Raw genomic sequence first — 25,565 nt, 5'->3', positions numbered from 1 at the left:
TCAAGGGCCGGGGTCTTACCAAGGCCCGGCGCCTTGTCATACCATGGACCGAACGAATGGTCGGTTGGGAAGTGGGACGGATGGACACGACACACTCCAGCCCCCCGGGGGCGGACGGCACCGAGCCGGTTCTCCAGCGGCACTTCGACGCGACGATCGCGCGGGACCAGCGGATCGAGCCGCGCGACTGGATGCCCGAGGGCTACCGGAAGACACTGATCCGCCAGATCGCCCAGCACGCGCACTCGGAGATCATCGGCATGCAGCCGGAGGGCGAGTGGATCACCCGCGCCCCGTCGCTGCGCCGCAAGGCCATCCTCTTCGCGAAGGTCCAGGACGAGGCCGGGCACGGGCTGTACCTGTACTCGGCGGCGGAGACCCTGGGCGCCGACCGCGCCGACCTGACCGAGCGGCTCGTCGAGGGCCGCCAGAAGTACTCCTCGATCTTCAACTACCCGACGCTCAGCTTCGCGGACGTCGGCGTGATCGGCTGGTTCGTGGACGGCGCCGCGATCTGCAACCAGGTGCCGCTGTGCCGCTCCTCCTACGGGCCGTACGCGCGCGCCATGGTGCGGATCTGCAAGGAGGAGTCCTTCCACCAGCGGCAGGGCTACGAGCTGCTGATGACGATGATGCGCGGCACGCCGGAGCAGCGTGAGATGGTCCAGGACGCGGTGAACCGCTGGTGGTGGCCGTCGCTGATGATGTTCGGCCCGCCCGACGACGCCTCGCCCAACTCCGCGCAGTCGATGGCCTGGAAGATCAAGCGGCACAGCAACGACGAACTGCGCCAGCGCTTCGTCGACATGACCGTCCCGCAGGCCGAGAAGCTCGGCGTGACGCTCCCCGACCCGGAGCTGCGCTGGAACGAGGAGCGGGGCCACCACGACTTCGGCACGCCCGACTGGGACGAGCTGATGCGGGTCATCAAGGGCGACGGACCGTGCAACGAGCAGCGCGTGACCCGGCGCCGCACGGCCCACGAGGAGGGCGCCTGGGTGCGCGAGGCGGCCACCGCCCACGCCGCCAAGCAGGCGCGTCGCGAGCGGAAGGGAGCGGTGGCATGACCGCCGGCAAACAGGACTGGCCGCTGTACGAGGTGTTCGTACGCGGCAAGCGCGGCCTGAACCACGTCCACGTGGGCTCGCTGCACGCGGCCGACGACCGCATGGCGCTCACCCACGCCCGCGACCTCTACACCCGCCGCAACGAGGGCGTCTCCATCTGGGTCGTGCGCTCCGAGCACATCGCCGCCTCCACGCGCGACGAGAAGGACCCCTTCTTCGAGCCCAGCGCCGACAAGGTCTACCGGCACCCGACCTTCTACGACATCCCCGACGACGTCCCGCACATCTGAAGGAGAGGGCATGAGTGACGACCACGTCTACCTGACCCTCGCCGAGGGACACGACGACGACACCCGCTGGGCCTACGGCACCGGCTTCGAGGACCCCCTGCACGGCGTCGACACCACCGTCCCGGACGGCGTCGACGCCGGTGAACTGGCGGACCTCTGCGTCACCCTGGCCGACGACGCCCTGGTCTCGGCCCAGCGGCTCGCCGAGTGGACCACCCGCGCCCCCGAGCTGGAGGAGGAGGTGGCCCTCGCCAACATCGGCCTCGACCTGCTCGGCCAGGCCCGCCTGCTCTACTCCCGCGCGGGCCAGGTCGACGGCACCGGCCGCACCGAGGACGCCTACGCCTACTTCCGCGACGCGGACGGCTTCCGCAACGTGCGCCTGGCCGAACTGCCCAACGGCGACTTCGCGTTCTCGGTCGTGCGGCTGCTGGTGTTCTCCAGCTGGCGCCTCGCGCACTTCGAGCGGCTCACCGCGCACCGCGACCCGGTCCTCGCCGCGATCGCCGCCAAGGGCGTGAAGGAGCTGGCCTACCACCGCCAGTACGCGGCCGAGTGGGCCGTACGGCTGGGCGACGGCACCGAGGAGTCCCACCGCCGGATGCGCAAGGCGCAGGAGCAGGTCGCCCCCTACCTGGGCGAGCTGTTCACCGCGTACGACGTGCGGGACGAGGTCGTCGCCGTCCTGCGCCAGGTCACCGAGGCGGCCGGGCTGCCCATGCCGGTCTACCGCCCGCTGCCCGGCTCGGGCCGCTCCGGCGAGCACACCGAGCATCTGGCCCCGCTGCTGGCCGAGTTGCAGGGCGTGGCCCGGGCCCATCCGGAGGCGACATGGTGATCACACTCCTGGACGCGCGGCGGGCCCGGCGGATCGCCGAGCAGGTGCCCGACCCCGAACTGCCCATGCTCACCCTGGCCGACCTCGGCGTGCTGCGCGACGTCTCCCTGACGGAGGACGGGACGGTGGTCGCGAGCCTGACCCCGACCTACTCGGGCTGCCCCGCCATGGCGGAGATGCGCGCCGGCGTGGCCGCCCGGCTGCGGGACGCCGGGTACACGCGCGTGGAGATCCGCACCGTCCTGGACCCGCCGTGGACCAGCGACTGGATCACCCCGGACGGCCGGCGCAAGCTCGCCGAGCACGGCATCGCCCCGCCCGGCGCCGCGCCCGCGCGCCCCGCCGGACCGGTGCCGCTCGTCCTGGCGCCGACCCGCCGCTCGGTGCCCTGCCCGCGCTGCGGCAGCGCGGACACCGAGGAGACCTCCCGCTTCGCCGCCACGTCCTGCAAGGCCCTGTGGCGCTGCCTCGCCTGCCGCGAGCCGTTCGAGTACGTCAAGGAGATCTGATGGAGGACCTGATGGAGCCGGCCCCCGCCCCGGCGGCCCCCGCGCGCGCCCGCCGACGCCCGGTCTTCCACCCGCTGCGGGTCGCCGCCGTGCAGCCGCTGTGCGAGGACGCGGCTGCCGTCAGCTTCGACATCCCGGCCGGGCTGGCCGAGGAGTTCGCGTTCGCGCCCGGCCAGTCGCTGACCCTGCGGCGCGAGATCGACGGCCGCGACGAACGCCGCTCCTACTCCATCTGCTCGCCCGCCGGCACGGCCCCGCGCATCGGCGTCCGGGTCGTCCCGGGCGGCCTGTTCTCCTCCTGGCTGGTGCACGAGGTGCGCCCCGGCGACACCGTCGAGGTGATGGCCCCCACCGGCGCCTTCACCCCCGACCTCGGCACACCCGGCCACCACGTCCTCGTCGCGGCCGGCTCCGGCATCACGCCCATGGTCTCCATCGCCGAGTCCGTCCTGGCCGCCGACTCCCGCTCCCGCGTCACCCTCCTCTACGGCAACCGCCGCACCGGCACCGTGATGTTCGCCGACGAGCTGGCGGACCTGAAGGACCTGTACCCGACGCGCTTCCAGCTCGCCCACGTCCTCTCCCGCGAACCCCGGGAGGCCGAGGTGCTCTCCGGCCGCCTCGACGCCGAGCGCCTCGCGGCACTGGTCGACGCGCTGGTCGACGTGGAGTCCGCCGACCACTGGTGGCTCTGCGGCCCGCACGGCATGGTCCGCTCCGCCCAGCAGGTCCTGGCCGCCCTCGGCGTCCCCGCCGACCGCGTCCACCAGGAGCTCTTCTACGCCGACGACGAGCCGGTCCGCGAGGTCCGGCACACGGAGACCGGCCCCTCCGGCCCGGTCAGCCAGGTCACCGTCACCCTGGACGGCCGCTCCACCACCTCCGCCCTGCCCCGCGAGCGCACCCTCCTGGAGGGCGCCCAGCAGACCCGCCCCGACCTGCCCTTCGCCTGCAAGGGCGGGGTGTGCGGCACCTGCCGGGCCCTGGTCACCGACGGCAAGGCCGACATGCGCCGCAACTTCGCCCTCGAACCGTCCGAGGTGGACGCGGGGTACGTCCTCACCTGCCAGACGTATCCGGTGTCGGAGACGCTGACGGTCGACTTCGACACCTGACGGCTCTCGCCTCCTCACCTGTCCGGCGGGGTCGTCCGGCCGGCGCCCGGGCCGCGTAACGCCATGAGTGCCACGTGGAGTTCGGTGCGGGTCTCGCCGGACTCCAGGCCGGTGGCGAGGAGGCGCTCGATGGTGCGCAGCCGCTGGTACAGCGTCTCCCTGGACAGGCCGCCTCTCCGGGCCGCCGCGGTCTTGTTGCCGGCGGCGTCGAGGTAGTGCCGCAGGGTGGTCACCAGATCGGTGCCGTGCCGGGTGTCGTGGTCGAGGAGCCGGCCCAGGCGGCGTTCCGCGTACCCCTGGACGCGGGTGTCCTCGCGCAGGGCGTACAGCAGGCGGCCCAGGCCGATGTCCGGCAGTTCGTGGAAGGAACGGTCCGCGGGGAGGGGCTGGCCGGGCGGCGTGGCCTCCAGGACGCGCGCCGCCTCCCGGAAGGAGCGGGCGGTGTCGGCGAGGTCCGCCACCGGGGAACCGACGCCCACGGTCGCCCCCGGCAGCAGCTTCAGCACGCCGCGGCTCGCGCGTTCGGCCACCGGGCGCCAGGGGAGGGCGGGGCGCAGGGCCGCCAGGATGCCGAGCCGGCCCGGGGAGAGCTCCCCGACCAGCGCCGGCACCCCCGCCGAGCGCAGTTCCCGGTGCAGCAGTGTCTCCGGCTCGGTGCCCGCGCCACCGGGCCCCGGGTCCACGAGGACGGCCAGGAAGACACCGTCCTGTGCGGGCAGGCCCAGCGCGGCGCAGCGGGCCCGGGCGTCCTCGGGGGAGGAGTGGCGCTGTTCCGCCAGTTCTCGCAGGGCGGCGCGGTGGGCCGTGTGTTCCCAGGGCGTGGCGTGGATGAGGCGGGCCACGGTCAGGGCCATCGCCGTCCGCTCCAGGACGGTGACGTGCTCCGGTCCGAAGGCCGGCCCGTCCCCGGGGAGCATCACCAGCCGGCCCCAGTGCTCGCCCTGGTAGGAGACGGGCGCCGTGAGCCAGCCCGCCGGTCCGCCCGTCGCGGTGCGATCGCCGGCCCCGGCGGCCCGGGAGCGCTGCTCCCACCCGGTGAGCGCCTCCTGGACGGTGCTTCCCGACGGCTCGCAGACCAGCGCCTGGTGCACCAGGTTCTCCAGCACCACCGTCCGCCCGCTCATCTCCGCCGCCGCCCGCACCACGTCCTGCGCTCCGGCGCCGCGCAGCGTCAGCGCCGTGAACGCCTCGTGGATCCGCTGGGTCCGGCGCATCGCGTCGGCCTGGCTGCCGAGGAGCAGGGCGTGGACGACCTGGGTGACCTCCAGGAAGTTGACGTCCCGGGCGAGGGTGACCAGCGGCAGGCCCCGGGCGCGGCAGGCCTGCACGAGCGCGTCGGGCGGGCGGTGGTAGCGCCGTACGAGCTCGATGACCAGGGCGGCCGCGCCCACCTCGGTCAGTTCGTCGACGTAGCGGCGCACCCCGGTGGTGTCGGCGGGCAGGGGCATACCCGTGGTCAGCACCAGCTCGCCGCCCTTGAGGAAGGAGGCCGGATCGGTCAGCTCGGTGATGTGCACCCAGCGCACCGGCCGGTCCAGCCGGTCCGGTCCGGCGACGACCCGGGGCTGTCCCGCGGCCAGGACGGGCAGGGCGAGGACGTCGGCGACGGTGGGCGCACGGCCGGCGCCCGGCGCGGGTTCGTTCACGGTGCCTCCCTGGGTGCCCGGTCACTCTGACAAGCCGCTTCTGACCCGTGCAAGAGCCTGCCGTGGGAGGAGCGGACGGAGGAGAGCCTGCCGTGGGAGGAGCGGACGGAGGGACGGACGGCAGCCGCAGGTCCGGAACCTGACACACCGTCCGGACTGCGCGCCGGGGCTGGACGGTTCGCGCGTTGTCGCCCCCCGCGGCGGCCCGGATGCTCGGTCACGGGAGCCGATCCGGGCGACCAGTCCTCGACGTACGGCCGGGAGCCAGCATGACCGCACTGTCGCCGCACCTCCGTCAGGCCACGCCCGTCACGGCGGCCCGGGGGGAGGGCGTCCACCTCTGGGACGAGGACGGCCGCCGCTACCTCGACTTCACCGCCGGCATCGGCGTCACCAGCACCGGGCACTGCCACCCCAGGGTCGTCGCCGCGGCGCAGGAGCAGGTGGGCACGCTCATCCATGGCCAGTACACGACCGTCCTGCACCGGCCGCTGCGCCGGCTGGTCGACAGACTCGGCGAGGTGCTCCCGGCGGGGCTGGACAGCCTGTTCTTCACCAACTCCGGCAGCGAGGCCGTCGAGGCGGCGCTGCGGCTCGCCCGCCAGGCCACCGGGCGGCCCAACGTCCTGGTCTGCCACGGCGGTTTCCACGGCCGTACGGTCGCCGCCGCCTCCATGACGACCTCCGGCATCCGCTTCCGCTCCGGCTTCGCGCCGCTGATGAGCGGCGTGGTCGTCACCCCGTTCCCGACGGCCTTCCGCTACGGCTGGGACGAGGAGACGGCGACCCGCTTCGCCCTGAAGGAACTGGACTACACCCTGCAGACGATCTCGTCGCCCGCCGACACCGCCGCGGTCGTCGTGGAGCCGGTGCTGGGCGAGGGCGGCTATGTGCCCGCCAACCGGGCCTTCATGGAGGGGCTGCGGGAGCGGGCGGACCGGCACGGCTTCCTGCTGATCCTCGACGAGGTGCAGACCGGCGTCGGCCGCACCGGCCGCTTCTGGGGCCACGACCACTTCGCCGTCACCCCGGACATCCTCGTCACCGCCAAGGGCCTGGCCAGCGGCTTCCCGCTGTCCGGCATCGCCGCCCCCGGGGAGCTGATGGCGAAGGCCTGGCCCGGTTCGCAGGGCGGCACGTACGGCGCCAACGCCGTGGCCTGCGCCGCCGCGTGCGCCACCCTGGACGTCGTACGGGACGAGAAGCTCGTCGACAACGCCGAGGCGATGGGCGAGCGGCTGCGCCGGGGCCTGACGGCCGTGGCCGACCGGACCCCGGGCATCGGCGACGTCCGCGGCCTCGGCCTGATGCTCGCCACGGAGTTCGTCACGCAGGGCGGCGGCCCCGACCCCGAGACCGCCGCCCGGGTGCAGCGCGCCGCCGTGGACGAGGGCCTGCTCCTGCTGCTGTGCGGCGCCTGGAACCAGGTCGTCCGCATGATCCCGGCACTCGTGATCGACGAGGCCGCCGTGGACGAGGGCCTGCGGGCCTGGGCGAACGCCGTCGAGTCCGGCACGGCGTGACCCGAGGAGTGCCGGGACGCCCCGCCCGGCACCGCCCCCGATCCGCCTCCCGCCGCCATCGACCAGGAGAGACACCATGACCGAGGTGCGCAAGCAGTTGTTCGTCGGTGGTGCCTGGGCGGACGCCGCCGACGGCGCCACCCTGCCCGTCGACGACCCCGCCACCGGCGAGATCATCGCCCACGTCGCCGACGCCGGACCCAAGGACGCCCGGCTCGCCGAGGAGGCCGCCGTGCGGGCCCAGCCGGACTGGGCCCGCACCGCGCCCCGCGCCCGCGGCGAGATCCTGCGCCGCGCCCACGACCTCATCGTCGAGCGGACCGGTGACCTCGCCCGCCTGATGACGTCCGAGATGGGCAAGCCCCTCGCCGAGGCCAGGGCGGAGGCGGCCTACGCGGCCGAGTTCTTCCGCTGGTTCTCCGAGGAGGCCGTCCGCGTCGACGGCGGGTACGGACTGCTGCCCGACGGCCGTACCCGCATGCTCCTCTCCCGCCGCCCCGTCGGCCCCTGCCTGCTGATCACGCCGTGGAACTTCCCGCTGGCCATGGCCACCCGCAAGATCGGCCCGGCGGTCGCGGCGGGCTGCACGATGATCCTCAAGCCGGCCCCGCAGACCCCGCTGTCCGCCCTCGCCCTGGCCGGGATCCTGCACGAGGCGGGCCTGCCCGACGGCGTGCTGAACGTCGTGCCCACCTCACGTGCCCAGGAGGTCTGTGAACCGCTGCTGCGCGGCGGCCGCATCCGTAAACTGTCCTTCACCGGCTCCACGGCCGTCGGACGGCTGCTCCTCGCGCAGTGCGCCGACACCGTCGTCCGCACGTCGATGGAGCTCGGCGGCAACGCCCCGTTCATCGTCTTCGACGACGCCGATCTGGACGCGGCCGTGGACGGCGCCATGATCGCCAAGATGCGCAACATGGGCGAGGCCTGCACTGCCGCGAACCGCTTCTTCGTCCACCGGTCCGTGGCCGGCGAATTCGGCCGGCGGTTCGCCGAACGGATGGGCGCGCTGGAGGTGGGCCCCGGCACACGCGACGGCGTCGACGTCGGACCCCTCATCGACGCGGCCGGACGCGCCAAGGTCGAGGAGCTCGTCGCCGACGCGGTCGAGCGCGGCGCCCGCGTCCTCACCGGCGGCCGCACGCCCGACGGCCCCGGCTGCTTCTACCCGCCCACCGTGCTCGCCGACGTCGCCCCCGGCAGCCGCCTGCTGCAGACCGAGATCTTCGGCCCCGTCGCCGCGATCCTCACCTTCGACGACGAGGACGAGGTCCTGCGCCGGGCCAACGACACGCCCTGGGGCCTGGTCGGCTATGTCTTCACCCAGGGCCTGGACCGCGGACTGCGCGTCAGCGAGGGCCTGGAGACCGGCATGGTGGGCCTCAACACCGGCCTCGTCTCCAACCCGGCCGCGCCCTTCGGCGGCGTCAAACAGTCCGGACTCGGCCGCGAGGGCGGCCGCGCCGGGATCGGGGAGTTCCTGGAGTACCAGTACGTGGCGGTACCGGTGGGCTGACGCGTGGGACGGACGCGGGCCGGCGCAGGGGGCGGAGCAGGCCCCATATGAAGGCATGAATGAGTCTTCATGTGTTCCTGTATGGTGAGGGTCGCCGACGCGCCCCCGCCAGAAGGACCCCCGATGACCTCCACCCTCACGCCGCAGCCGGTGCACCGGGCCGAATCCGCCCGGGCCGGAGCCGTCCCGCGGCGCCGTACCCGGGTGCTCGCGCTGCCCGAGGCGCGCTGGGCCACCGCGGCCACCGTCTTCTTCCTGCTCGCGCTGCCCCTGGACCTGACCGGAGCTCCCGCCTGGACCTGGGGCCCGCTGTACGCGCTGGCGTACGTCACGGGCGGCTGGGAGCCGGGCTGGGAAGGGCTGAAGGCGCTGCGGGAACGCACCCTCGACGTCGACCTGCTGATGGTCGTCGCCGCCCTGGGCGCGGCATCGATCGGGCAGGTGATGGACGGCGCGCTGCTCATCGTCATCTTCGCCACCTCCGGCGCGCTGGAGGCCCTGGCCACGGCCCGTACCGCCGACTCCGTCCGCGGCCTGCTCGACCTGGCCCCCGCCACCGCCACCCGGCTGGCCCCCGACGGCAGTGAACAGACCGTGCCCGTCGGGGAACTGGCGGTCGGGGACACCGTCCTGGTGCGCCCGGGGGAGCGGATCGGCGCCGACGGGCTGGTCCTGGACGGGGCGAGCGAGGCCGACCAGGCCACCATCACCGGCGAACCCCTCCCCGTGCCCAAGGAACCGGGCGACGAGGTCTTCGCGGGCACCCTCAACGGCACCGGCGCCCTGCGCGTCCGGGTCGAACGCGACGCGTCCGACTCGGTGATCGCCCGGATCGTCCGCATGGTGCAGGAGGCGTCCGAGACCAAGGCGCCCACCCAGTTGTTCATCGAGAAGGTCGAACAGCGCTACTCGCTGGGCATGGTGGCCGCGACCCTGGCCGTCTTCCTGGTGCCGCTCGCCTTCGGCGCGCAGCTCACCGACGCGCTGCTGCGCGCCATGACCTTCATGATCGTGGCCTCGCCGTGCGCGGTCGTGCTGGCCACCATGCCGCCGCTGCTCTCCGCCATCGCCAACGCCGGACGGCACGGCGTGCTGGTCAAGTCCGCCGTGGTGATGGAGCGCATCGGCCAGGTGGACGCGGTCGCCCTGGACAAGACCGGCACGCTGACCGAGGGCACCCCGCGCCTCACCGACGTCCGGCCGCTGCCCGGCCCCGGCCTGTCCGAGGACGAGGTGCTGACCCTCGCGGCGGCGGCCGAGCGGCCCAGCGAGCATCCGCTGGCCCGGGCGGTCGTGGACGCCGCCCGCGAGCGCGGCCTCGACCTGCCCGAGGCGGCGGACTTCACGTCCACGCCCGGTGTCGGCGTGAGCGCCGTCGTCGCCGGCCGCACCGTCGCGGTGGGTGCCCCGGCCCGGCTGGCGGACGACGTCCCGGGCCCGGCCGCCGCACTGGAGGAGTCGGGCCGTACGGCCGTCCTGGTCGTCGTCGACGGCGTCCCCGCCGGGCTCCTCGGCATCGCCGACCGGCTGCGCCCGGACGCGGCCGGGACGGTCGCCTCCCTCGCCCGGCTCGCCGGCACCGCCCCCGTGCTGCTCACCGGCGACAACCCGCGGGCCGCCGCGCACCTGGCCGCCGAGGCCGGCCTCGACGAGGTGCGCGCCGGGCTGCTGCCCCAGGACAAGCTGGCCGCCGTCCAGGAGATGACGGACGCGGGCCGCAAGGTGCTGGTCGTCGGGGACGGCGTCAACGACGCGCCCGCCCTGGCCGCCGCCCACACCGGGATCGCCATGGGCCGGGCGGGCTCCGACCTCGCCCTGGAGACCGCCGACGCCGTGATCGTGCGCGACGAACTCGCCGCGGTGCCCGCCACCGTCGCCCTCTCCCGCCGCGCCCGCAGGCTGGTCGTGCAGAACCTGGTCGTCGCCGGGGTGTTCATCGCCGGTCTGGTGGTGTGGGACCTGGCCGGCGACCTGCCGCTACCGCTGGGCGTCGCCGGGCACGAGGGCTCCACGGTCCTCGTCGGCCTGAACGGCCTGCGGCTGCTGCGGGAGTCGGCCTGGCGGCGCGCCGCCGCGGAGGGAAGCGGCTGAGTCCCGTCGGCGCACCGGCGGCGGACCGCTGCGGGCCCGTACGACGGGGTCGGCCGGGGCGAGGGTGTCGGCCCGTACGACGGGGTCGACCGGGGCGAGCGTGTCGGCCCGGGGCCCCTCGCCCGGGCCGTCGATGCGGTCCAGGTCCAGGAGCGGGAGCAGGAGCAGGAGCCGGTCGGGCCCGCCATGTGCCAGACCCTGGCGTGCCCACCCCGTGCCCGCCCACAGCTGCGGGGCGATGGTGATGACATCCTCCGCGTCCGGGAACTTGCCGGGTGTCGGGCCGAGTTGATCTCATGCCCGCGTGGAGATCTCACGGCACACCATGACGCGCCCCGCCGACGACCCGTGGCCCGGGTACCTCGCCGGGCGCGGGCACCCCGGTGCCCGTCGGATCGGCGCCGGCGTGGAGGGAGTCGTCTACCGGCTGGGCGAGGGACGGATCGCCAAGGTCTGGACCGGCCGGCCACCGTCCGAGCTCACCCGCCGGGTGTACGCGGACCTCGCGCGGCACGCCCTGCCGTTCGCCACCCCGGAGATCCTCGCGGTCGAGGAGCACCGAGGCGTCACGGTGACGTACGAGCGCGAACTGCCCGGCACCCCGATGCGGGCGGACTCCGCGCACGAGGAGTACGAGCGCGAGCTGCCCGTCCGGCTGACGGACACCCTGCTGAGCGTCCTGCGCGGCCTCGCCTCGGTGCCCGGCACGGACGCCATGCGCCGGCTGACCGTGCAGGGCGACGACCGCCCGCTGTGGGAGGGGCACGACCGGTTCCAGGACGCGCTCGCGGCCCTGGTCACCCGTTCCGTGACCCGGAACGGTGCCGCCCTCGCCGCGCGGGTGCCCGGCTTCGAGGCCGGGGTCGCCCGCACGCTTCAGGCGCTGCGGTCCCTGCCCGACGGCCCGGTCAGCGTGATCCACGGCGACCTCGTCCCGCCCAACATCCACGTCGACGGCGCCGGCCGCCCCGTAGCCGTGCTCGACTTCGGCTTCTTCACCACCGCGGGCGACCCCGCCTTCGACGCGGCCGTGACCGCGGCGGTCTGCGACATGTACGGCCCCCACGCCCGCCGGCACACCGACGGCCTCACCCGCCTCTTCGCCCGGGAACTGGGCCACGCACCCGCCACCCTCACCGCCTACCAGGCGGCGTACGCCCTCACCACCTACGACCTCTTCGGCGCGGACGACGGCGACGGGCACTTCCGCTGGTGCGCCGAACAGCTGCGCCACAACGACGTCTTCGGCGCCGGATCCGCCGGCTAGGCACACGGCACAGTCTCGAAGGCTCCCGCCCCACGACCCGACGGAGGGAAATCACGGCATGGCCGTCATCCACCGGACCACACTCACACCGACCAAGCTCGAACTGCTCGCCGCCTGGCTGCCCTCCCGCCCCTGGTACCGCGCGGGCGCGGGCGAGCCGCGGCCGGCCAAGGCCGGGGGATTCCGGCTGGACGACCCGCAGGGGGAGGTCGGGATCGAGTTCATGATCGTGACCGACGGCCCCGGTCCCGCGCCCACGGCCTATCTGGTGCCGCTCACCTACCGCGGCGCCCCGCTCCCCGGGGCGGAGCACGCCCTCGTGGGCACCATGGAGCACGGCGTGCTCGGGCCGCGCTGGGCCTACGACGGCTGTTACGACCCGGTCCTCCTCGACCGGTTGCCGGCCCTGTTCGAAGGCCGGACCAGGGCACAGGACCAGAACATCAGCGACCGCCCCGACGACGACGTCACCGTCTCCCGCACCGGCGACGGCCCCCTGCCCACCGACTTCACCGCCACGGACGACACCGACGGCACCCGGCTGACCTCGCCGCGCGGCCCGGTGCTGCGCCTGCACCGGGTCCTGGAACCCGCCCCGGACGGCCCACCCGCCGCCGGGGGAGCGACGGGCCACCTCGCCGGCTCCTGGACGCTGCCGGACGGCACACGGGTGCGCGGGCTGCTCGCCGTTCTGCACGAGTGATCCCCGAGCCCTCCAGGGAACCTCCGGGACCGGCGAGGGTTGCCCCGGGTTCGTTCGGGTACGCGAGCAGGACCGCACCCGGGGCGGATCATGCCCCGGGTGGGCCGCACGACCGCCGCTACCAGGGAATCTGCCATGGAGACACCCGCAAACGACCCCACGCCCACGCCCGCCCAGCGGGCTCTGGACGTCCTCGCCGAGAACACGGAGGACGCGGCGGCTCTGGACGCGCTCGCCAACAGCGACGTGCTCATCCCCGTGCCCGACGACGCGAACGACGCCGACGCCGCCAATCCCTCGGCGGTGGCGCTGCCCGTGCTGGAGCAGCCGGGCGGCGAGCCGGTGGTGCCCGTGTTCACCTCGGAGGTGGAGATGGCCGGGCTGCTGCCGTTCGTGTCCCGCTACCGTCTGGTGCCCCTCGGCGCCCTCGCCGCGCAGTGGCCGGCCGACGATCTGTCGCTCACCATCGACGGCAGTTCGGAGCACCGGCTGACGCTCACCTCGGAGGGAGTCCGCACCCTGCTGGCACGCCCGTAGGAGGATCCGCCCCGTCCGGGCTCTGGGGGACTACTCGCCCAGGGTCCGGGCCAGTGCGGCCCGCTGCAGGGGCAGCACCTCGGCGTGCAGGTCACGGCCCTTGGCGGTGAGGGCGACCCAGACGCCGCGCCGGTCCTCCTCGCACACCGACCGCGTGACCAGCCCGTCCTTCTCCAGCCGGGCGATCAGCCGCGACAGCGCGCTCTGGCTCAGATGGACCCGCCCCACCAGGTTCTGCACGCGGCACTGGTCGCCCTGCTCGGGCCCGGCCGTCGCGAGCATGTCGAGGACCTCGAAGTCCGAGGCGCCGAGGCCGTGCGGATGCAGAGCCCGGTCGATCTCGCACATCGTGCGCGCGTGCGCCGACAGGATGTCCCGCCACCGCTCCTCGAGCCGCGCACCGGCCGTTTTCGCTGCCATATGGGAACGGTAACACCGGCGCGGCATTCCATGAGCATGCATGGAGCAGGGCTGTGCGCCCGGCTCCCGGAGGCTAGGCCGACTCCCGCTTCACCAGCTCCGTCGGCAGGATCACCGCCGCCGGATCCTCGCCCCCGATCTGCGCCAGCAGCACCCGGACCATCTCGGCGCTGATCCGGTCCCACGGCTGCCGGATGGTGGTCAGCTCGGGGCTGGAGGCGAGCGCGGCGGGGGAGTCGTCGAAGCCGCCCACCGCGACGTCCTGCGGCACCCGCCGCCCCGCCCGCTGCAGCGCGGCCAGCACGCCCTGGGCCATGAGGTCGGAGGCGACGAACACCGCGTCCAGGTCCGGGGCCTGCGCCAGCAGCCGCTCGGCGCCCGCCTCCCCGCCGGCCCGGCTGTAGTCGCCGGGGACCACGAGCTTCTCGTCGAACTCCAGGCACGCCTCGGCGAGCACCTCCCGGTACCCGGCGAGGCGCTCGACACCGCCGGGCGTGTCCAGCGGGCCGGTCACCGTGCCCACCCGGCGCCGGCCGAGCGACAGCAGATGGCGCACCATGTCCCGGGCGCCGTCCCGGTCGTCGGCGGCCACGTAACTCACCTTCGAGCCCAGCCCGATCGGCTTCCCGCAGGCGACCAGCGGCACCCCCGCCCCGCGCAGCTGTTCGGCGACCGGATCGCCGGAGTGGCTGGAGACCAGCAGCACCCCGTCCACGTGCCCGGCGGTGATGTACCGGGTGATGCGCCGCCGTTCGTCCTCGGTGCCCGCCAGCATCAGCAGCAGCGGGATGTCGTGCGCGGCCAGCGCCTGGGTGCAGCCGCGCAGCAGGACGTTGAAGTTCGGGTCCTCGAAGAACCGCTCCTGTGGCTCGGTGAGCAGGAAGCCGACCGAGTCCGACCGGCCGGTGATCAGGGAGCGCGCGTGCCGGTTGACGACGTAACCCGTCCTGCGGATGGCCGCGTTGACCGCCTCCTGCGCGGCCGGGCTGACGTAGTGGCCGCCGTTGAGCACACGTGAGACGGTGCCGCGCGAGACTCCCGCCTCGCGCGCCACGTCGTGGATCGTGGGCGGCCTGCGCCTGCCCCCCGCAGCGTTCATGGTCATGACTTTACGGCTCCGGAGAGCAGATCCAGACTCCAGAACCGCTGGACGACCAGGAAGAGCGCGACCAGCGGCAGCACGGCCAGGAACGCGCCCGTGATCACCAGCGTGTACAGCGCCGGGGAGTTGGCGCCCTGCTCCAGCAACGTGAACAGTCCCAGCGTGATCGGGAACTTCTCGTCGTCGCTGAGCATGATGTACGGCAGCAGGAAGTTGTTCCAGATCGCCACGAACTGGAAGAGGAACACCGTCACCAGGCCGGGGACCATCATCGGCAGCGCGACCCGGGTGAAGATCCGCCACTCGCCCGCCCCGTCCATCCGCCCGGCCTCCACCACGTCGGCCGGCACCGCCGCCGCGGCGTAGATCCGGGCCAGGTAGACGCCGTAGGGCGAGAGGATCTGCGGCAGCAGCACCGACAGGTACGAGTCCGTGAGATCGGCCTGCGCCAGCAGCAGGTACTGCGGGACGGCGAGGATCACCGGAGGCATCAGCACGCCCGCGAGCAGCACGTTGAAGAGCGTCTCGCGGCCCCGGAAGCGGTAGACCGCCAGCGCGTAGCCGCTGACCGCCGAGACACACGCCGACAGCAGCGCGCCGAGGCCGGCGTACAGGGCGGAGTTGCCCATCCACTGCCAGTAGACGCCGTCGCGGTAGGCGTTCAGGTCCCGGACGTTGTCCGCGAAGCCCGTGCCGGGCAGGAACGTGAACGTGGAGAACAGCTCACGGCCGGACTTGGTCGCCGCGATGACCACCCAGGCCACGGGCAGCAGACAGTAGAGGGCGCCCAGCAGCAGCGTGACCGTCGGGACCAGGGCGATCCGGCGGCGCAGCGGCGGGCGGTCCCGGTCCGTGCCGGGCGTGCTGCCCGCCACCGGTTCGGCCTGGGGGACGGCAAGGGAGCTCATCGGGCTGCCTCCTGCTTCTGACGACGGTTCGCGGCTCGCAGGAAGCCGAAGGACAGCAGCAGGGTGACGCAGGCGATGATCACGGCCTGCGCCGCGGCGCCGTGGATGTCGCCGTCGCCGAAGGCGTCCCGGTACACCTTCATCAGCGGACTCCACGTCGTGGACACGGAGTTGGTGAGCGGCTTGAGGGTGGTGGGCTCGTTGTACACCTGGAGCGTGGCGATGATCGAGAAGAAGAACGTCAGCACCAGCGACGGGGCCACCATCGGGATCTTGATGCGCAGGGCGATCTGCAGCGGCGTCGCGCCGTCCAGCCTGGCCGCCTCGTACACCTCCGCGGGGATCGCCCGGAGCGAGGTGTAGATGACGATCATGTTGAAGCCGGTGCCGCCCCACACCGCGATGTTCGACAGGGCCAGGTACAGCGGCCCCCCGTCCAGCAGGTCCGGCCGCGGCAGCCCCAGCCGGTCGAGGACGAAGTGGAAGGGGCTGACGTCGGGCAGGTAGAGAAAGCCCCACAGCAGCGCCGCCACCACGCCCGGGACGGCGTAGGGGAGGAAGATCGCGAGCCGGGTGAAGGGTGTGAGCCGCACCTTCTCCGAGTCGAGCATGAGCGCGAAGAGCAGGGCGAGGCCCAGCATCACCGGGACGACGACACAGCCGTAGCCCAGCACGCGCAGGGCGCCGTCGAGCAGTTCGCTGTCGGAGAGGGCGTCGGTGTAGTTCTCCAGTCCGGCCCAGACCTCGGTGCGGGCGCCGGAGCCGAGGCCCAGGCCGGAGACCTTCACCTTGCGGAAGCTGAGCCAGAGCGCGTAGCCGACGGGCAGGGCGAAGAACAGCGCGAACAGGACCGTCGCGGGAAGGAGGAAGGCGTACGGGGCCCCCTTGACCCCGTACGACCGCCGGCGTGCCGTGCTGTTCACTCCGCGACCTCGAAGCCCTGCTTCTTCATGTCGGCGACGGTGTCGGCCTGCATCGTGTCCAGCGCGGCACCGAAGTCCGACTTGTTCTTGGCGGCGGCGCCGAACGCGTCCTTGAAGCTGGTGTAGGCGACGTTCACGTTCGGGCCCCAGGCGGAGGGCGCGGTGGTCCCGGCGATGCCGGCGGCCTTGGAGTAGAAGTCGGCCTGGTTCGAGAAGTAGGCCGGCGGCTTGAGGAAGGCGCCGCTGGTCTGGGCGTTGGTGGCGGCCGGGTAGATGCCGCTCTCCTTGGCCAGCGCGCTCAGGGCGGCCCGGTCGGTGTTCAGCCAGGTGGCGAACTTCGCGGCGGCCTCCCGGTGCTCGGAGTCCGTGGTGACGGCGGTGGAGGAACCGCCCCAGCTGCCCGTGCGGTTCTCGCCGGCCGACCACTGGGGGAGGGGAGCCATGGCCCACTTGCCCCGGGTGTCGGGCGCGGCGGTGGTGAGGGTGCCCGGGGCCCACACCGCGCTGACCCAGGCGATCTGCTTGCCGGTGTTGAGCGCCTTGTTCCAGGAGGGGGTGTACATCGGCTGGTTGTCGATGGCGCCCTCCTCGACGAGGCCGCCCCAGAACTTCGCGACCTTCCGCGTGGCCGCGTCATTGATCGCGACCTTCCACCGGTCGCCGGAGGTCGTCCACCACCGCGCGCCCGCCTGCTGGGCGAGGCCCGCGAAGAGGCCGGAGTCGTTGGCGGAGAAGGTGGTCAGGTCCTTGCCGGGAGCCGCCTTCTTGAGCTCGCGGGCCGTCTCGGCGAACTCGTCCCAGGTCGTGGGCACGCTCAGGCCGTACTTCTCGAACAGGTCCTCGCGGTAGTAGAACATCATCGGCCCGATGTCCTGCGGGACCGCGTAGACCGCGTCCGTACCCAGGGTCGTCTGCTGCCAGACGCCGTCGGCGAACCGGTCCTTCGCCCCGGCCACGGTCTCGGAGATGTCCGCCAGCGCGTCGTTGCTGACGAGCGTGGGCAGCGCCTGGTACTCGGCCTGCACCAGGTCGGGCGCCTTGCCCGCCTTGTGCGCGGTGAGGATCTTGGTGACCAGGGTGTCGCCGGAGGCCTGCTTCTTCACCGTGACGGTGATCCGGTCCTTCTTGCCCGGCCCCTTGTTCCACAGGTCCACGACCTTGTCCATGCCGGGCGTCCAGGTCCAGTACGTCAGCGAGACCGGCCCCGAGGCGGTCTCGCCGTCCCCGGACTCCGTGCCGCAGGCGGCGAGGGCGGTGGTGCCGAGCGCGAGGGCGACGGCGGATGTCACGAGGCGGCGGCGCGTCGTGTACGGCATGGATCTCTCCCCTGACCTGGGGTCCTCGCCCGCTGCGAGGACCTGCCCTGGTTCTGTGAGCGTTCACAGTAGAGAAACATCCCGGACACTTGTCAATGGTTGGAGCTGTGCGGTTATGTTGGGCTCCGCACCGCGCTGCTGTGTGTGCACGTTCCCAATTGATCGATCAACGGGAGACCATCCATGCCGGACACCACCCCCAGGGGCCTCACCAGGCTCGCCTTCGGCGGGGACTACAACCCCGAGCAGTGGCCGGAAAGCGTCTGGCAGGAGGACGTCCGGCTGATGCGCGAGGCCGGCGTCACCATGGTGAGCGTCGGGATCTTCTCCTGGGCCCTGCTGGAACCCTCACCCGGCACCTACGACTTCGGCTGGCTGGACCGGCTCCTGGACCTGCTCCACGAGCACGGCGTCCGCGTCGACCTCGGCACCCCGACGGTCGTCCCGCCCGTCTGGTTCTACCGGGCGCACCCCGAGGCGCTGCCCGTCACCGCCGAGGGCGTGCGCTACGAGTTCGGCTCCCGCGCGGCCGTCTGCCACAGCAACGCCGACTACCGCGCCGCCGCCGCGCGCATCACCACCGCGCTCGCCGAGCGGTACGGAAGCCACCCCGCCCTGGCGCTGTGGCACGTCCACAACGAGTACGGGGTCCCCGTCTCGGCCTGCTACTGCGACTCCTGTGCCGCCCACTTCCGCCGCTGGCTGGCGGCCGCGTACGGCACGGTCGACGCGGTCAACGAGGCCTGGGGCACGGCCTTCTGGGGCCAGCGCTACACGGACTTCGAGCAGATCAGCCCGCCCCGGCTCACCCCGGCGACGGTCAACCCGGCCCAGGCGCTGGACTACAAGCGGTTCGCCGACGCCACCATGCGCGAGAACTTCCGCATGGAGCGGGACATCCTGCACCGCCTCTCCCCGGGCGTTCCGGTCACCACCAACTTCATGACGGCCCTGAGCCAGTGCGACTCGGTCGACTACTGGGCCTGGGGCCGGGAGGTCGACCTCGTCACCAACGACCACTACCTGATCACCGACGGCCGCCGCACCCACGTCAACCTCGCCATGGCCGCCGACCTCACGCGCTCCGTCGCGGGCGGCGCCCCCTGGCTGCTGCTGGAGCACTCCACCTCGGGTGTCAACTGGCAGCCCCGCAACCCCGCCAAGGCCCCCGGGCAGATGGCCCGCAACTCCCTCGCGCACGTGGCACGCGGCTCCGAGGGCGCCATGTTCTTCCAGTGGCGCCAGTCCCGGCGCGGCGCCGAGAAGTTCCACTCGGCGATGGTCCCGCACGGCGGCACCGGCACCCGTGTGTGGCGCGAGGTCGTCGAACTCGGCTCCTTCGTGGACGCGTTGGCAGAGATCCGCGGCACGCGCACCGACGCCGACGTGGCGGTGCTGTGGGACTGGCACTCCTGGTGGGCGCAGACCCTCGACTGGCGCCCCAGCGTCGACCACGACGCCCGCGAGCGCGCCGACGCCTTCTACGAGGCCCTCTACGACCGTCACCTCACCGTCGACTTCGCCCACCCGGAAGCCGACGTGTCGAGGTATCCCCTGGTCGTCGTCCCGGCCCTGTACCTCATGACCGAGGCGGCCGGGCGCAACCTGACGGCGTACGTGGAAGGCGGCGGCACCCTGGTCGTCTCGTACTTCTCCGGCATCGTCGACGAGCACGACGCCGTCCACGAGGGTGCCTACCCGGGCCCGCTGCGGGACGTCCTCGGCCTGACGGTCGAGGAGTTCTCCCCGCTGCTGCCCGGCGAACGCGTGCGGATCACCGGACCCGACGGGACCGAGCTGGGCGCCGACGTGTGGACCGAGTTCGTGGTGCCCCGCGGCGCCGACACGGTCCTGGCCTACGCCGACGGCCCGGCCGCGGGACTGCCCGCCGTCACCCGGCACCGCCTCGGCGAGGGCACCGCCTGGTACGTCTCCACCCGGCTCGGCGCCGACGGCCTGGACACGCTGCTCGGCAGGGCGGCCGCGGACGCCCGGATCGCCCCGCGCCCCGACCTGCCCCGGGACGTCGAAGTCGTGCGCCGCACCGGCGAGTCGGGCACCTACCTGTTCGCCGTCAACCACACCGGCGCGGACGCCAAGGTGCCGCTGGAGGTGCCCGGCACCGAGCTGCTCACCGGCGAACGCGCCGCCGGCCGTCTCGCGGTCCCGGCCGGAGCCGTCCGGGTCGTCCGGCTCGACGGCTGAACCGACTCCCTCCGCCCGCGCGTGCCACGAGCTGCGGGCGGAGGGGCTCTCCCGGCCCGGCCGAGGGCGGGAGGCACCAACCGACCCCACGTCGAAGGGACGACGGACGACGATGTTCCATCCCAGACGCACCCTGAGGGCCCTGCTGCCGCCGCTGGCCGCCGGGCTGGCCCTCACCGCCCTGCCCGCCGGCTCCGCCCACGCCGCGAGCACGCTGACCAACGGCGGCTTCGAAGCCGACGGCGCGGGCACGGCCACCCCGGCCGGCTGGTCCGAGTACGGCGACACCGGCGCCTCGTTCACCGAGTCCGGCGGCCACGGCGGCAGCCACCGCCTGAGCCACTGGGCCGCCGGCGCCTACAAGGTGGAGACGTACCAGTACCTGTCCGGACTCACCAACGGCGCCTACCGGCTCACCGCCTGGGTGCGTTCGGGCGGCGGGCAGAAGTCGGCCTACATAGCGCTGAAGAACTGCGGCGGCGCCGAGCAGCGCACCGACCTGCCGGTCTCGGCCAGTGGGTGGATCCGCATCGTCGTGCCGGTCAACGTGACGAGCAACCAGTGCACGATCAGCGTCAACAGTGACGCGAACGCGGGCAACTGGATCAATGTGGACGACCTGACGTTCGCGCCGGGCACCTCCGGCACGTCGATCAAGGGCGCCGACATCTCGTCCCTGGCCAAGAGCGAGGCCAAGGGCGGCGTCTACCGCAACGCCTCGGGTGCCGCCGGCGACGCCCTGTCCGTCCTCAAGTCGAACGGCATGAACTACGCCCGCCTCAAGGTGTGGGTCGACCCGGCCGACGGGTTCAACGACAAGGCCCGCGTCCTGGCCGTGGCCAAGCGCGTCAAGGCCCAGGGCATGAAGCTGCTGGTCGACTTCCACTACTCCGACTTCTGGGCCGATCCGGGCCGTCAGGACAAGCCCGCGGCCTGGGCGGGGCACACGTACGGTCAACTGAGGACGGACGTGTACCGCCACACGTACGACGTGTTGAGCGCGTTGAAGGCCCAGGGCACCACCGCCGACATGGTCCAGGTCGGCAACGAGATCAACGGCGGCATGCTGTGGGACGAGGGATCCACCTCCCACTGGACGCAGCTGGCCGGTCTGCTCAACTCCGGGTACGACGCGGTCAAGGCGGTCGACTCCGCCACCGCCGTGGCCCTGCACCTCGCCGAGGGCGGTGATCTGGAGGGCACCCGCTGGTGGTTCGACAGCGCGCGCTCGCACGGCGTGCGGTTCGACGCGATCGGCCTGTCGTACTACGGCTACTGGCACGGCACCCTCGCCGACTTCCAGACGACCCTGGACGACGCGGCCACCCGCTACGGCAAGCCGGTGTTCGTCGCTGAGACGGCCTATCCGTTCCGCCTGGACAGCGAGGACTCCCACGAGAACATCATCGACACCGCCGGCGAGCTGGTCCCGGGCTATCCGGCCAGTGTGGCCGGCCAGAGCCGGTGGATGAACGACGTGGCGAGCATCGTGGAGGCCGTCCCGAACGGCCGCGGCCTCGGCATCTTCTACTGGGAGGCCACCTGGACCGCCGTGCCCGGCAACGGCTGGGACCCCACGGACCCGTCCTCCGGCAACGCCTGGGAGAACCAGGCACTGTTCGGTTACGACGACCGGGCGCTCGCGTCGATGTCCTGGTTCCGCCACCGCTGAGCCGGTGGGGGAGGGGCGCGAACCTTCCGCCGGGCGCGTCCCTCCCCGCCTGCCGGGCGCGTCCCTCCCCGCCTCGCCACCTCCCTTGCCCGCGCCGAACTGCTCTGTGTCGTACGGCAGTTCGCCGCGTGGGCGGTACGTATCGGTCAAGCCTGCCGAGTCCCGGACACGGCCGCATCGAGTGCGGGACAGTGGGAAGACGCGGTGCAGAGGACGACGCCGCGAGGCAGGGGCACGTCATGCTGAGGACTCCCACGGACGAGACGAGGCTGCACATCCTGGCCTGGCTGAGGGAACCCGGTACCGCCGCGGGCGGGGTCACCGCGGACGCCGTCGCCGAGCGCTTCGCGCTGCCGGGCCCGGTCGCCGCCACCCACCTGCGGTTGCTGGAGGCCACCGGCATGCTGCGCAGCAGCCGGTCCGGCGACCGCGTGTGCTACCACCGCGACGACATCCGGATCGCCGAGGTCGCCCGCATGTTCGAGAAGGGCTGGTAGGGGACCCGACCGGTGGCCCGACGGGTAAGGAGTGGGTGTGAACCGCTCGGGTGGTGACTCCCTGTCCGGCCTCGCGCCGCGGCAGGAAGAGGCGGGGCAGAAAGCGTTCTCGGGGTGCGCGCGCACGCCCGGGTGAGATCCGCTCTCGCCCGCGTGCAGTACGACTGGCCTCTCCGCTTCCCGCCCCTCCCGAGCAGAACGGGATCCCATGAGCGTCATCTCCGTCGGTCAGGCCGTCGTCCTCGGTGCCGTCGAGGGGGTGACCGAGTTCCTGCCCGTCTCCTCCACCGGCCATCTGAAGATCGCCGAAGGGCTCATGGGCATCCCTGTGGACGACCGTGCCGTGGTCGGGTTCTCGGCCGTCGTCCAGGTCGGCGCGATCGCCGCGGTGCTCGTGTACTTCTTCCAGGACGTCGTGCGGATCGTCTCGGCCTGGGGGCGCGGGCTGCGCCACCGCGAGGAGCGTCACCACCACGACTACCGGTTCGCCTGGTGGGTCGTCTGCGCCACTGTCCCGATCGTCGTCGTGGGACTGGCCGCCGCGCCGCTCATCGAGGGCCCGCTCGCCTCGCTGTGGGTGGTGGCCGGCTCCCTGGTCGTCGGCAGCGGCGTGATGTGGGCGGCGGACCGGACGGGCCGGCACAAGCGCGGCGAGGACGACACCTCGTTCCAGGACGCGATGCTGGTCGGCGGCTCCCAGATCCTCGCCCTGCTCTTCCCCGGTTTCTCCCGCTCCGGCGCCACCATGTCCACCGCGCTCGCCCTCGACCTGGACCGCGTCGCCGCCACCCGGCTCTCCTTCTTCCTCGGCATCCCCGCGCTCACCGGTGCCGGCTTGTACGAGCTCAAGGACGCCCTGGGCACCGGGGTGGGCGCGGCGCCACTCGCCGTAGGCACGGTCGTCTCCTTCGTCGTGGCGTACGCCTCCATCGCGTGGCTGCTGAAGTTCGTCGCCAAGCACTCGTTCAACGCGTTCGTCGTCTACCGGGTCGCGGTCGGTGTGCTGCTGTTCGGGCTGCTCGGGGCGGGTGTGCTGCACAGCTGAGTGGCCTGGGGGCCAGGCCGTCGTCTGTTCGCGGCGCGCCGTCGTCTGTCCGCGGCGCCGTCGTGGCTCCTCGCGCAGTTCCCCGCGCCCCTCCGGGGCGCCCCTTGACAGCTTGAGCCGTCGGCCGGAGTATCTCTCCCGTGAACCTGTCAGACAGCCGGACAGCCGGACAGCCTGTGCGTCGCGTCAGTGCCATGGAAGCGGTGCTGGCGCACCTGCGCGGCGCCATCGAACGGGGCGAGTACGCCATCGGCGACAAGCTCCCCTCCGAGGCGGAGCTCTGCCGCACCCTGGAGGTCTCCCGGCCCGTGCTGCGCGAGGCGCTGCGCGCCCTGCAGACCATGGGCCTGACGGTGTCCCGGACCGGCAAGGGCACCTTCGTCGTCGCCAGCACCGTCGAGGACCCCACCTTCGGCGACTACGCGGCCAGCGACCTGCTGGAGGTCCGCCGGCACGTCGAGATCCCGGTCGCCGGGTACGCGGCCCGGCGCCGCACCCCGGAGAACCTCGACCACCTGGCCCATCTGCTGGACCGCATGGAGCGGGAGACCGACACCACGGCCTGGGTCGCCATGGACACGCTGTTCCACCTCGCGGTGGCCGAAGCCGCCCAGAACCCGGTCTTCCGCCGGGTGATCGAGGAGATCCGGGACGCGCTGGCCCGCCAGTCGGCCTTCCTCAACGAGCTCGGCGGACGCCGCGAGCAGTCCAACCGCGAGCACCGGGCGATCGTCGAGGCGCTGATCGACGGCTCCGAGAACGACGCGGTGGAGGCCATGGCCCACCACCTCGACCGCGTCGAGACGACCCTCACCGACATCGTGCGCTCCCCGCGTACGGACACCCCCACGGACACCCCCACGGCCACCGGCACGGAAAACCCCACGGAAGGCGGACCCGAGGCGTGAGCGAGCAGTCCCTGCACGACGGAGTGCAGAAACGTTCCGGCCATGTCGACGCCGGAGACGCGGGCTACAGCAAGTCCCTGAAGTCACGGCACGTCAACATGATCGCCATCGGCGGCGCCATCGGCACCGGCCTCTTCCTGGGCGCCGGCGGCCGCCTCGCCGAAGCCGGCCCTTCCCTCTTCATCGCCTACGCGGTCTGCGGCCTGTTCGCCTTCCTCGTCGTCCGCGCCCTCGGCGAACTCGTGCTCTACCGGCCCTCCTCCGGCGCCTTCGTGTCGTACGCACGCGAGTTCATGGGGGAGAAGGGCGCCTACAGCGCCGGCTGGATGTACTTCCTGAACTGGGCCACCACCGGCATCGCCGACATCACCGCCGTCGCCACCTACACCCACTACTGGGGCATGTTCTCCGACATCCCGCAGTGGGTGCTCGCCCTGATCGCGCTGGCGGTGGTCCTCACCGTGAACCTGATCTCGGTGAAGATCTTCGGCGAGCTGGAGTTCTGGTTCGCGATCATCAAGGTCGGCGCACTGGTCGTCTTCATGTGCATCGGCATCTTCCTGCTGGTCACCCAGCACCCCGTCGACGGCCACACCCCCGGCCCGTCCCTGATCGGCGACAGCGGCGGCGTCTTCCCACACGGCCTGCTGCCCATGCTGCTGATCATCCAGGGCGTCGTCTTCGCCTACGCCTCCGTCGAGCTGGTCGGCGTCGCCGCCGGTGAGACCGAGAGCCCCGAGAAGATCATGCCCAAGGCGATCAACTCGATCATGTGGCGCGTCGGCGTGTTCTACGTCGGCTCGGTCGTCCTGCTGTCGATGCTGCTGCCCTGGAACAAGTACACCGCCGGGGAGAGCCCCTTCGTGACGGTGCTGTCCAACATCGGCGTCCCCGCGGCGGGCGGCGTGATGAACCTCGTCGTCCTCACCGCCGCGATGTCCTCCCTCAACTCCGGCCTCTACTCCACCGGCCGCATCCTGCGCTCCATGGCCATGGCCGGATCCGCGCCCCGCTTCACCTCCGTGATGAGCCGCAGCCAGGTCCCCTACGGCGGCATCCTGCTCACCAGCGGCATCTGTGTGCTGGGCGTCGGCCTCAACTACGTCGTGCCCGCCGAGGCGTTCGAGATCGTGCTGAACTTCGCCGCGCTCGGCATCCTCGCCACCTGGGGCATGATCATGGTCTGTCACCTCCTCTTCTGGCAGAAGACCCAGAGGGGCGAGCTGACCCGCCCGGGCTACCGACTCCCGGGCTCCCCCTGGACCGAGATCGTGACGCTGGCGTTCCTCGCCTCCGTCCTGGTCCTCATGTACGCCGACGGCGGCGCGGGACGCACCACCGTGCTGTGCCTGCCGCTGATCGTCGCAGCCCTGGTCGCCGGATGGTTCGGCATCCGCGGCCGTATCGCGCGCAAGTCCACCACCGGAGCCGACGCGTGAACCGCGCCCCGCTCCCAGAGAAGCAGGC

At 72.8% G+C, this 25,565-nt stretch carries 23 protein-coding genes; 17 read left to right on the top strand and 6 right to left on the bottom strand.

What is annotated here, in order from left to right; translation table 11 throughout:
* Window positions 1-80 precede the first annotated feature (80 nt).
* From paaA to paaE, 5 genes are read left to right on the top strand one after another with little or no spacing between them, the layout of a single operon-like run.
* Window positions 81-1,067: a 1,2-phenylacetyl-CoA epoxidase subunit PaaA gene (paaA, locus tag CHR28_RS03740; RefSeq protein ID WP_094051977.1), complete on the top strand. Its 987-nt coding sequence runs from the start codon at window positions 81-83 to the stop codon at window positions 1,065-1,067.
* Window positions 1,064-1,357, top strand: coding sequence for a 1,2-phenylacetyl-CoA epoxidase subunit PaaB (gene paaB / locus CHR28_RS03735; RefSeq protein ID WP_094051976.1), 294 nt, complete (start codon window positions 1,064-1,066; stop codon window positions 1,355-1,357). Before paaA ends, paaB begins: the two co-directional genes overlap by 4 nt.
* Before the next feature lie 10 nt (window positions 1,358-1,367).
* Entirely contained in the window at window positions 1,368-2,195 is an 828-nt protein-coding gene (gene paaC, locus CHR28_RS03730) for a 1,2-phenylacetyl-CoA epoxidase subunit PaaC (RefSeq protein WP_094051975.1), read from the top strand.
* The gene (gene paaD / locus CHR28_RS03725; RefSeq protein ID WP_094051974.1) at window positions 2,189-2,704 is read left to right on the top strand and encodes a 1,2-phenylacetyl-CoA epoxidase subunit PaaD; all 516 of its coding nucleotides are present in this window, start codon (window positions 2,189-2,191) and stop codon (window positions 2,702-2,704) included. The genes paaC and paaD overlap by 7 nt, the downstream gene beginning before the upstream one ends.
* Window positions 2,704-3,819, top strand: a complete 1,116-nt coding sequence (paaE, locus tag CHR28_RS03720) for a 1,2-phenylacetyl-CoA epoxidase subunit PaaE (protein WP_256984109.1) — start codon at window positions 2,704-2,706, stop codon at window positions 3,817-3,819. The genes paaD and paaE overlap by 1 nt, the downstream gene beginning before the upstream one ends.
* 14 nt (window positions 3,820-3,833) lie before the next feature.
* On the opposite strand, the gene CHR28_RS03715 is transcribed toward paaE, so the two are convergent.
* Window positions 3,834-5,465 carry a PucR family transcriptional regulator gene (locus CHR28_RS03715; RefSeq protein ID WP_094051973.1) on the bottom strand — a complete coding sequence of 544 codons (1,632 nt, stop codon included), beginning with the start codon at window positions 5,463-5,465 and terminating at the stop codon, window positions 3,834-3,836.
* A gap of 269 nt (window positions 5,466-5,734) precedes the next feature.
* Here CHR28_RS03715 and CHR28_RS03710 point away from each other — a divergent pair, with 269 nt between their 5' ends.
* The 6 genes from CHR28_RS03710 (at window position 5,735) to CHR28_RS03685 (ending at window position 13,102) form a co-directional block, all read left to right on the top strand.
* The gene (locus CHR28_RS03710) at window positions 5,735-6,988 is read left to right on the top strand and encodes an aspartate aminotransferase family protein (RefSeq protein ID WP_094051972.1); all 1,254 of its coding nucleotides are present in this window, start codon (window positions 5,735-5,737) and stop codon (window positions 6,986-6,988) included.
* 76 nt (window positions 6,989-7,064) lie between these two features.
* A complete protein-coding gene (locus CHR28_RS03705; RefSeq protein WP_094051971.1) occupies window positions 7,065-8,504 on the top strand; it encodes an NAD-dependent succinate-semialdehyde dehydrogenase in 1,440 nt (479 codons plus the stop codon).
* Window positions 8,505-8,627: 123 nt separating this feature from the next.
* Window positions 8,628-10,595: a heavy metal translocating P-type ATPase gene (locus CHR28_RS03700; RefSeq protein WP_094051970.1), complete on the top strand. Its 1,968-nt coding sequence runs from the start codon at window positions 8,628-8,630 to the stop codon at window positions 10,593-10,595.
* A 304-nt stretch (window positions 10,596-10,899) separates the two neighbouring features.
* Window positions 10,900-11,862 carry a phosphotransferase family protein gene (locus CHR28_RS03695; protein ID WP_256984108.1) on the top strand — a complete coding sequence of 321 codons (963 nt, stop codon included), beginning with the start codon at window positions 10,900-10,902 and terminating at the stop codon, window positions 11,860-11,862.
* Between the two features lie 58 nt (window positions 11,863-11,920).
* The gene (locus CHR28_RS03690) at window positions 11,921-12,565 is read left to right on the top strand and encodes a maltokinase N-terminal cap-like domain-containing protein (RefSeq protein ID WP_094051968.1); all 645 of its coding nucleotides are present in this window, start codon (window positions 11,921-11,923) and stop codon (window positions 12,563-12,565) included.
* A 135-nt stretch (window positions 12,566-12,700) separates the two neighbouring features.
* Window positions 12,701-13,102 (top strand): SseB family protein, encoded by a 402-nt coding sequence (locus CHR28_RS03685; protein ID WP_094051967.1) that lies wholly within the window; start codon window positions 12,701-12,703, stop codon window positions 13,100-13,102.
* A 30-nt stretch (window positions 13,103-13,132) separates the two neighbouring features.
* On the opposite strand, the gene CHR28_RS03680 is transcribed toward CHR28_RS03685, so the two are convergent.
* The 5 genes from CHR28_RS03680 to CHR28_RS03660 all read right to left on the bottom strand — a co-directional run bounded on the left by CHR28_RS03680 (window position 13,133) and on the right by CHR28_RS03660 (window position 17,771).
* Window positions 13,133-13,522, bottom strand: a complete 390-nt coding sequence (locus CHR28_RS03680; protein ID WP_094051966.1) for a MarR family winged helix-turn-helix transcriptional regulator — start codon at window positions 13,520-13,522, stop codon at window positions 13,133-13,135.
* 73 nt (window positions 13,523-13,595) lie between these two features.
* Window positions 13,596-14,627 (bottom strand): LacI family DNA-binding transcriptional regulator, encoded by a 1,032-nt coding sequence (locus CHR28_RS03675; RefSeq protein WP_094051965.1) that lies wholly within the window; start codon window positions 14,625-14,627, stop codon window positions 13,596-13,598.
* Window positions 14,624-15,532, bottom strand: coding sequence for a carbohydrate ABC transporter permease (locus CHR28_RS03670; RefSeq protein WP_094051964.1), 909 nt, complete (start codon window positions 15,530-15,532; stop codon window positions 14,624-14,626). The genes CHR28_RS03675 and CHR28_RS03670 overlap by 4 nt, the downstream gene beginning before the upstream one ends.
* Window positions 15,529-16,455, bottom strand: a complete 927-nt coding sequence (locus CHR28_RS03665) for a carbohydrate ABC transporter permease (RefSeq protein WP_094051963.1) — start codon at window positions 16,453-16,455, stop codon at window positions 15,529-15,531. Before CHR28_RS03665 ends, CHR28_RS03670 begins: the two co-directional genes overlap by 4 nt.
* Window positions 16,452-17,771, bottom strand: a complete 1,320-nt coding sequence (locus tag CHR28_RS03660) for an ABC transporter substrate-binding protein (RefSeq protein ID WP_094051962.1) — start codon at window positions 17,769-17,771, stop codon at window positions 16,452-16,454. The genes CHR28_RS03665 and CHR28_RS03660 overlap by 4 nt, the downstream gene beginning before the upstream one ends.
* A gap of 183 nt (window positions 17,772-17,954) precedes the next feature.
* Between CHR28_RS03660 and CHR28_RS03655 the strand changes: the two genes are divergently transcribed.
* The 6 genes from CHR28_RS03655 to CHR28_RS03630 all read left to right on the top strand — a co-directional run bounded on the left by CHR28_RS03655 (window position 17,955) and on the right by CHR28_RS03630 (window position 25,537).
* Entirely contained in the window at window positions 17,955-19,976 is a 2,022-nt protein-coding gene (locus CHR28_RS03655; RefSeq protein WP_094051961.1) for a beta-galactosidase, read from the top strand.
* A gap of 112 nt (window positions 19,977-20,088) precedes the next feature.
* Entirely contained in the window at window positions 20,089-21,648 is a 1,560-nt protein-coding gene (locus CHR28_RS03650; protein ID WP_094051960.1) for a glycoside hydrolase family 53 protein, read from the top strand.
* 239 nt (window positions 21,649-21,887) lie between these two features.
* On the top strand, window positions 21,888-22,145 hold the full coding sequence (locus CHR28_RS03645) for an ArsR/SmtB family transcription factor (RefSeq protein ID WP_094051959.1): 258 nt from the start codon (window positions 21,888-21,890) through the stop codon (window positions 22,143-22,145).
* A 208-nt stretch (window positions 22,146-22,353) separates the two neighbouring features.
* Window positions 22,354-23,190 carry an undecaprenyl-diphosphate phosphatase gene (locus CHR28_RS03640; RefSeq protein ID WP_094051958.1) on the top strand — a complete coding sequence of 279 codons (837 nt, stop codon included), beginning with the start codon at window positions 22,354-22,356 and terminating at the stop codon, window positions 23,188-23,190.
* A gap of 194 nt (window positions 23,191-23,384) precedes the next feature.
* A complete protein-coding gene (locus CHR28_RS03635; RefSeq protein WP_256984106.1) occupies window positions 23,385-24,098 on the top strand; it encodes a FadR/GntR family transcriptional regulator in 714 nt (237 codons plus the stop codon).
* A complete protein-coding gene (locus CHR28_RS03630; RefSeq protein WP_094051956.1) occupies window positions 24,095-25,537 on the top strand; it encodes an amino acid permease in 1,443 nt (480 codons plus the stop codon). The genes CHR28_RS03635 and CHR28_RS03630 overlap by 4 nt, the downstream gene beginning before the upstream one ends.
* The last annotated feature ends 28 nt before the right edge of the window (window positions 25,538-25,565 follow it).

This window comes from Streptomyces sp. XY006, assembly GCF_002237655.1.
In the GTDB taxonomy this organism is placed as follows: domain Bacteria; phylum Actinomycetota; class Actinomycetes; order Streptomycetales; family Streptomycetaceae; genus Streptomyces; species Streptomyces levis.
Note: the sequence above shows the minus strand (reverse complement) of the source record. Positions and strands in the feature narration are given on the sequence as shown.

Coding starts and splice junctions, on each gene's coding strand:
- paaC (WP_094051975.1), top strand. CDS start 1,368: ATGAGTGACGACCACGTCTACCTGACCCTCGCCGAGGGACACGACGAC.
- CHR28_RS03680 (WP_094051966.1), bottom strand. CDS start 13,522: ATGGCAGCGAAAACGGCCGGTGCGCGGCTCGAGGAGCGGTGGCGGGAC.
- CHR28_RS03655 (WP_094051961.1), top strand. CDS start 17,955: ATGCCGGACACCACCCCCAGGGGCCTCACCAGGCTCGCCTTCGGCGGG.
- CHR28_RS03660 (WP_094051962.1), bottom strand. CDS start 17,771: ATGCCGTACACGACGCGCCGCCGCCTCGTGACATCCGCCGTCGCCCTC.
- paaA (WP_094051977.1), top strand. CDS start 81: ATGGACACGACACACTCCAGCCCCCCGGGGGCGGACGGCACCGAGCCG.
- CHR28_RS03670 (WP_094051964.1), bottom strand. CDS start 15,532: ATGAGCTCCCTTGCCGTCCCCCAGGCCGAACCGGTGGCGGGCAGCACG.
- CHR28_RS03650 (WP_094051960.1), top strand. CDS start 20,089: ATGTTCCATCCCAGACGCACCCTGAGGGCCCTGCTGCCGCCGCTGGCC.
- CHR28_RS03700 (WP_094051970.1), top strand. CDS start 8,628: ATGACCTCCACCCTCACGCCGCAGCCGGTGCACCGGGCCGAATCCGCC.
- CHR28_RS03685 (WP_094051967.1), top strand. CDS start 12,701: ATGGAGACACCCGCAAACGACCCCACGCCCACGCCCGCCCAGCGGGCT.
- CHR28_RS03640 (WP_094051958.1), top strand. CDS start 22,354: ATGAGCGTCATCTCCGTCGGTCAGGCCGTCGTCCTCGGTGCCGTCGAG.
- CHR28_RS03645 (WP_094051959.1), top strand. CDS start 21,888: ATGCTGAGGACTCCCACGGACGAGACGAGGCTGCACATCCTGGCCTGG.
- CHR28_RS03710 (WP_094051972.1), top strand. CDS start 5,735: ATGACCGCACTGTCGCCGCACCTCCGTCAGGCCACGCCCGTCACGGCG.
- paaE (WP_256984109.1), top strand. CDS start 2,704: ATGGAGGACCTGATGGAGCCGGCCCCCGCCCCGGCGGCCCCCGCGCGC.
- CHR28_RS03705 (WP_094051971.1), top strand. CDS start 7,065: ATGACCGAGGTGCGCAAGCAGTTGTTCGTCGGTGGTGCCTGGGCGGAC.
- CHR28_RS03675 (WP_094051965.1), bottom strand. CDS start 14,627: ATGACCATGAACGCTGCGGGGGGCAGGCGCAGGCCGCCCACGATCCAC.
- CHR28_RS03635 (WP_256984106.1), top strand. CDS start 23,385: ATGGAAGCGGTGCTGGCGCACCTGCGCGGCGCCATCGAACGGGGCGAG.
- paaB (WP_094051976.1), top strand. CDS start 1,064: ATGACCGCCGGCAAACAGGACTGGCCGCTGTACGAGGTGTTCGTACGC.
- paaD (WP_094051974.1), top strand. CDS start 2,189: ATGGTGATCACACTCCTGGACGCGCGGCGGGCCCGGCGGATCGCCGAG.
- CHR28_RS03690 (WP_094051968.1), top strand. CDS start 11,921: ATGGCCGTCATCCACCGGACCACACTCACACCGACCAAGCTCGAACTG.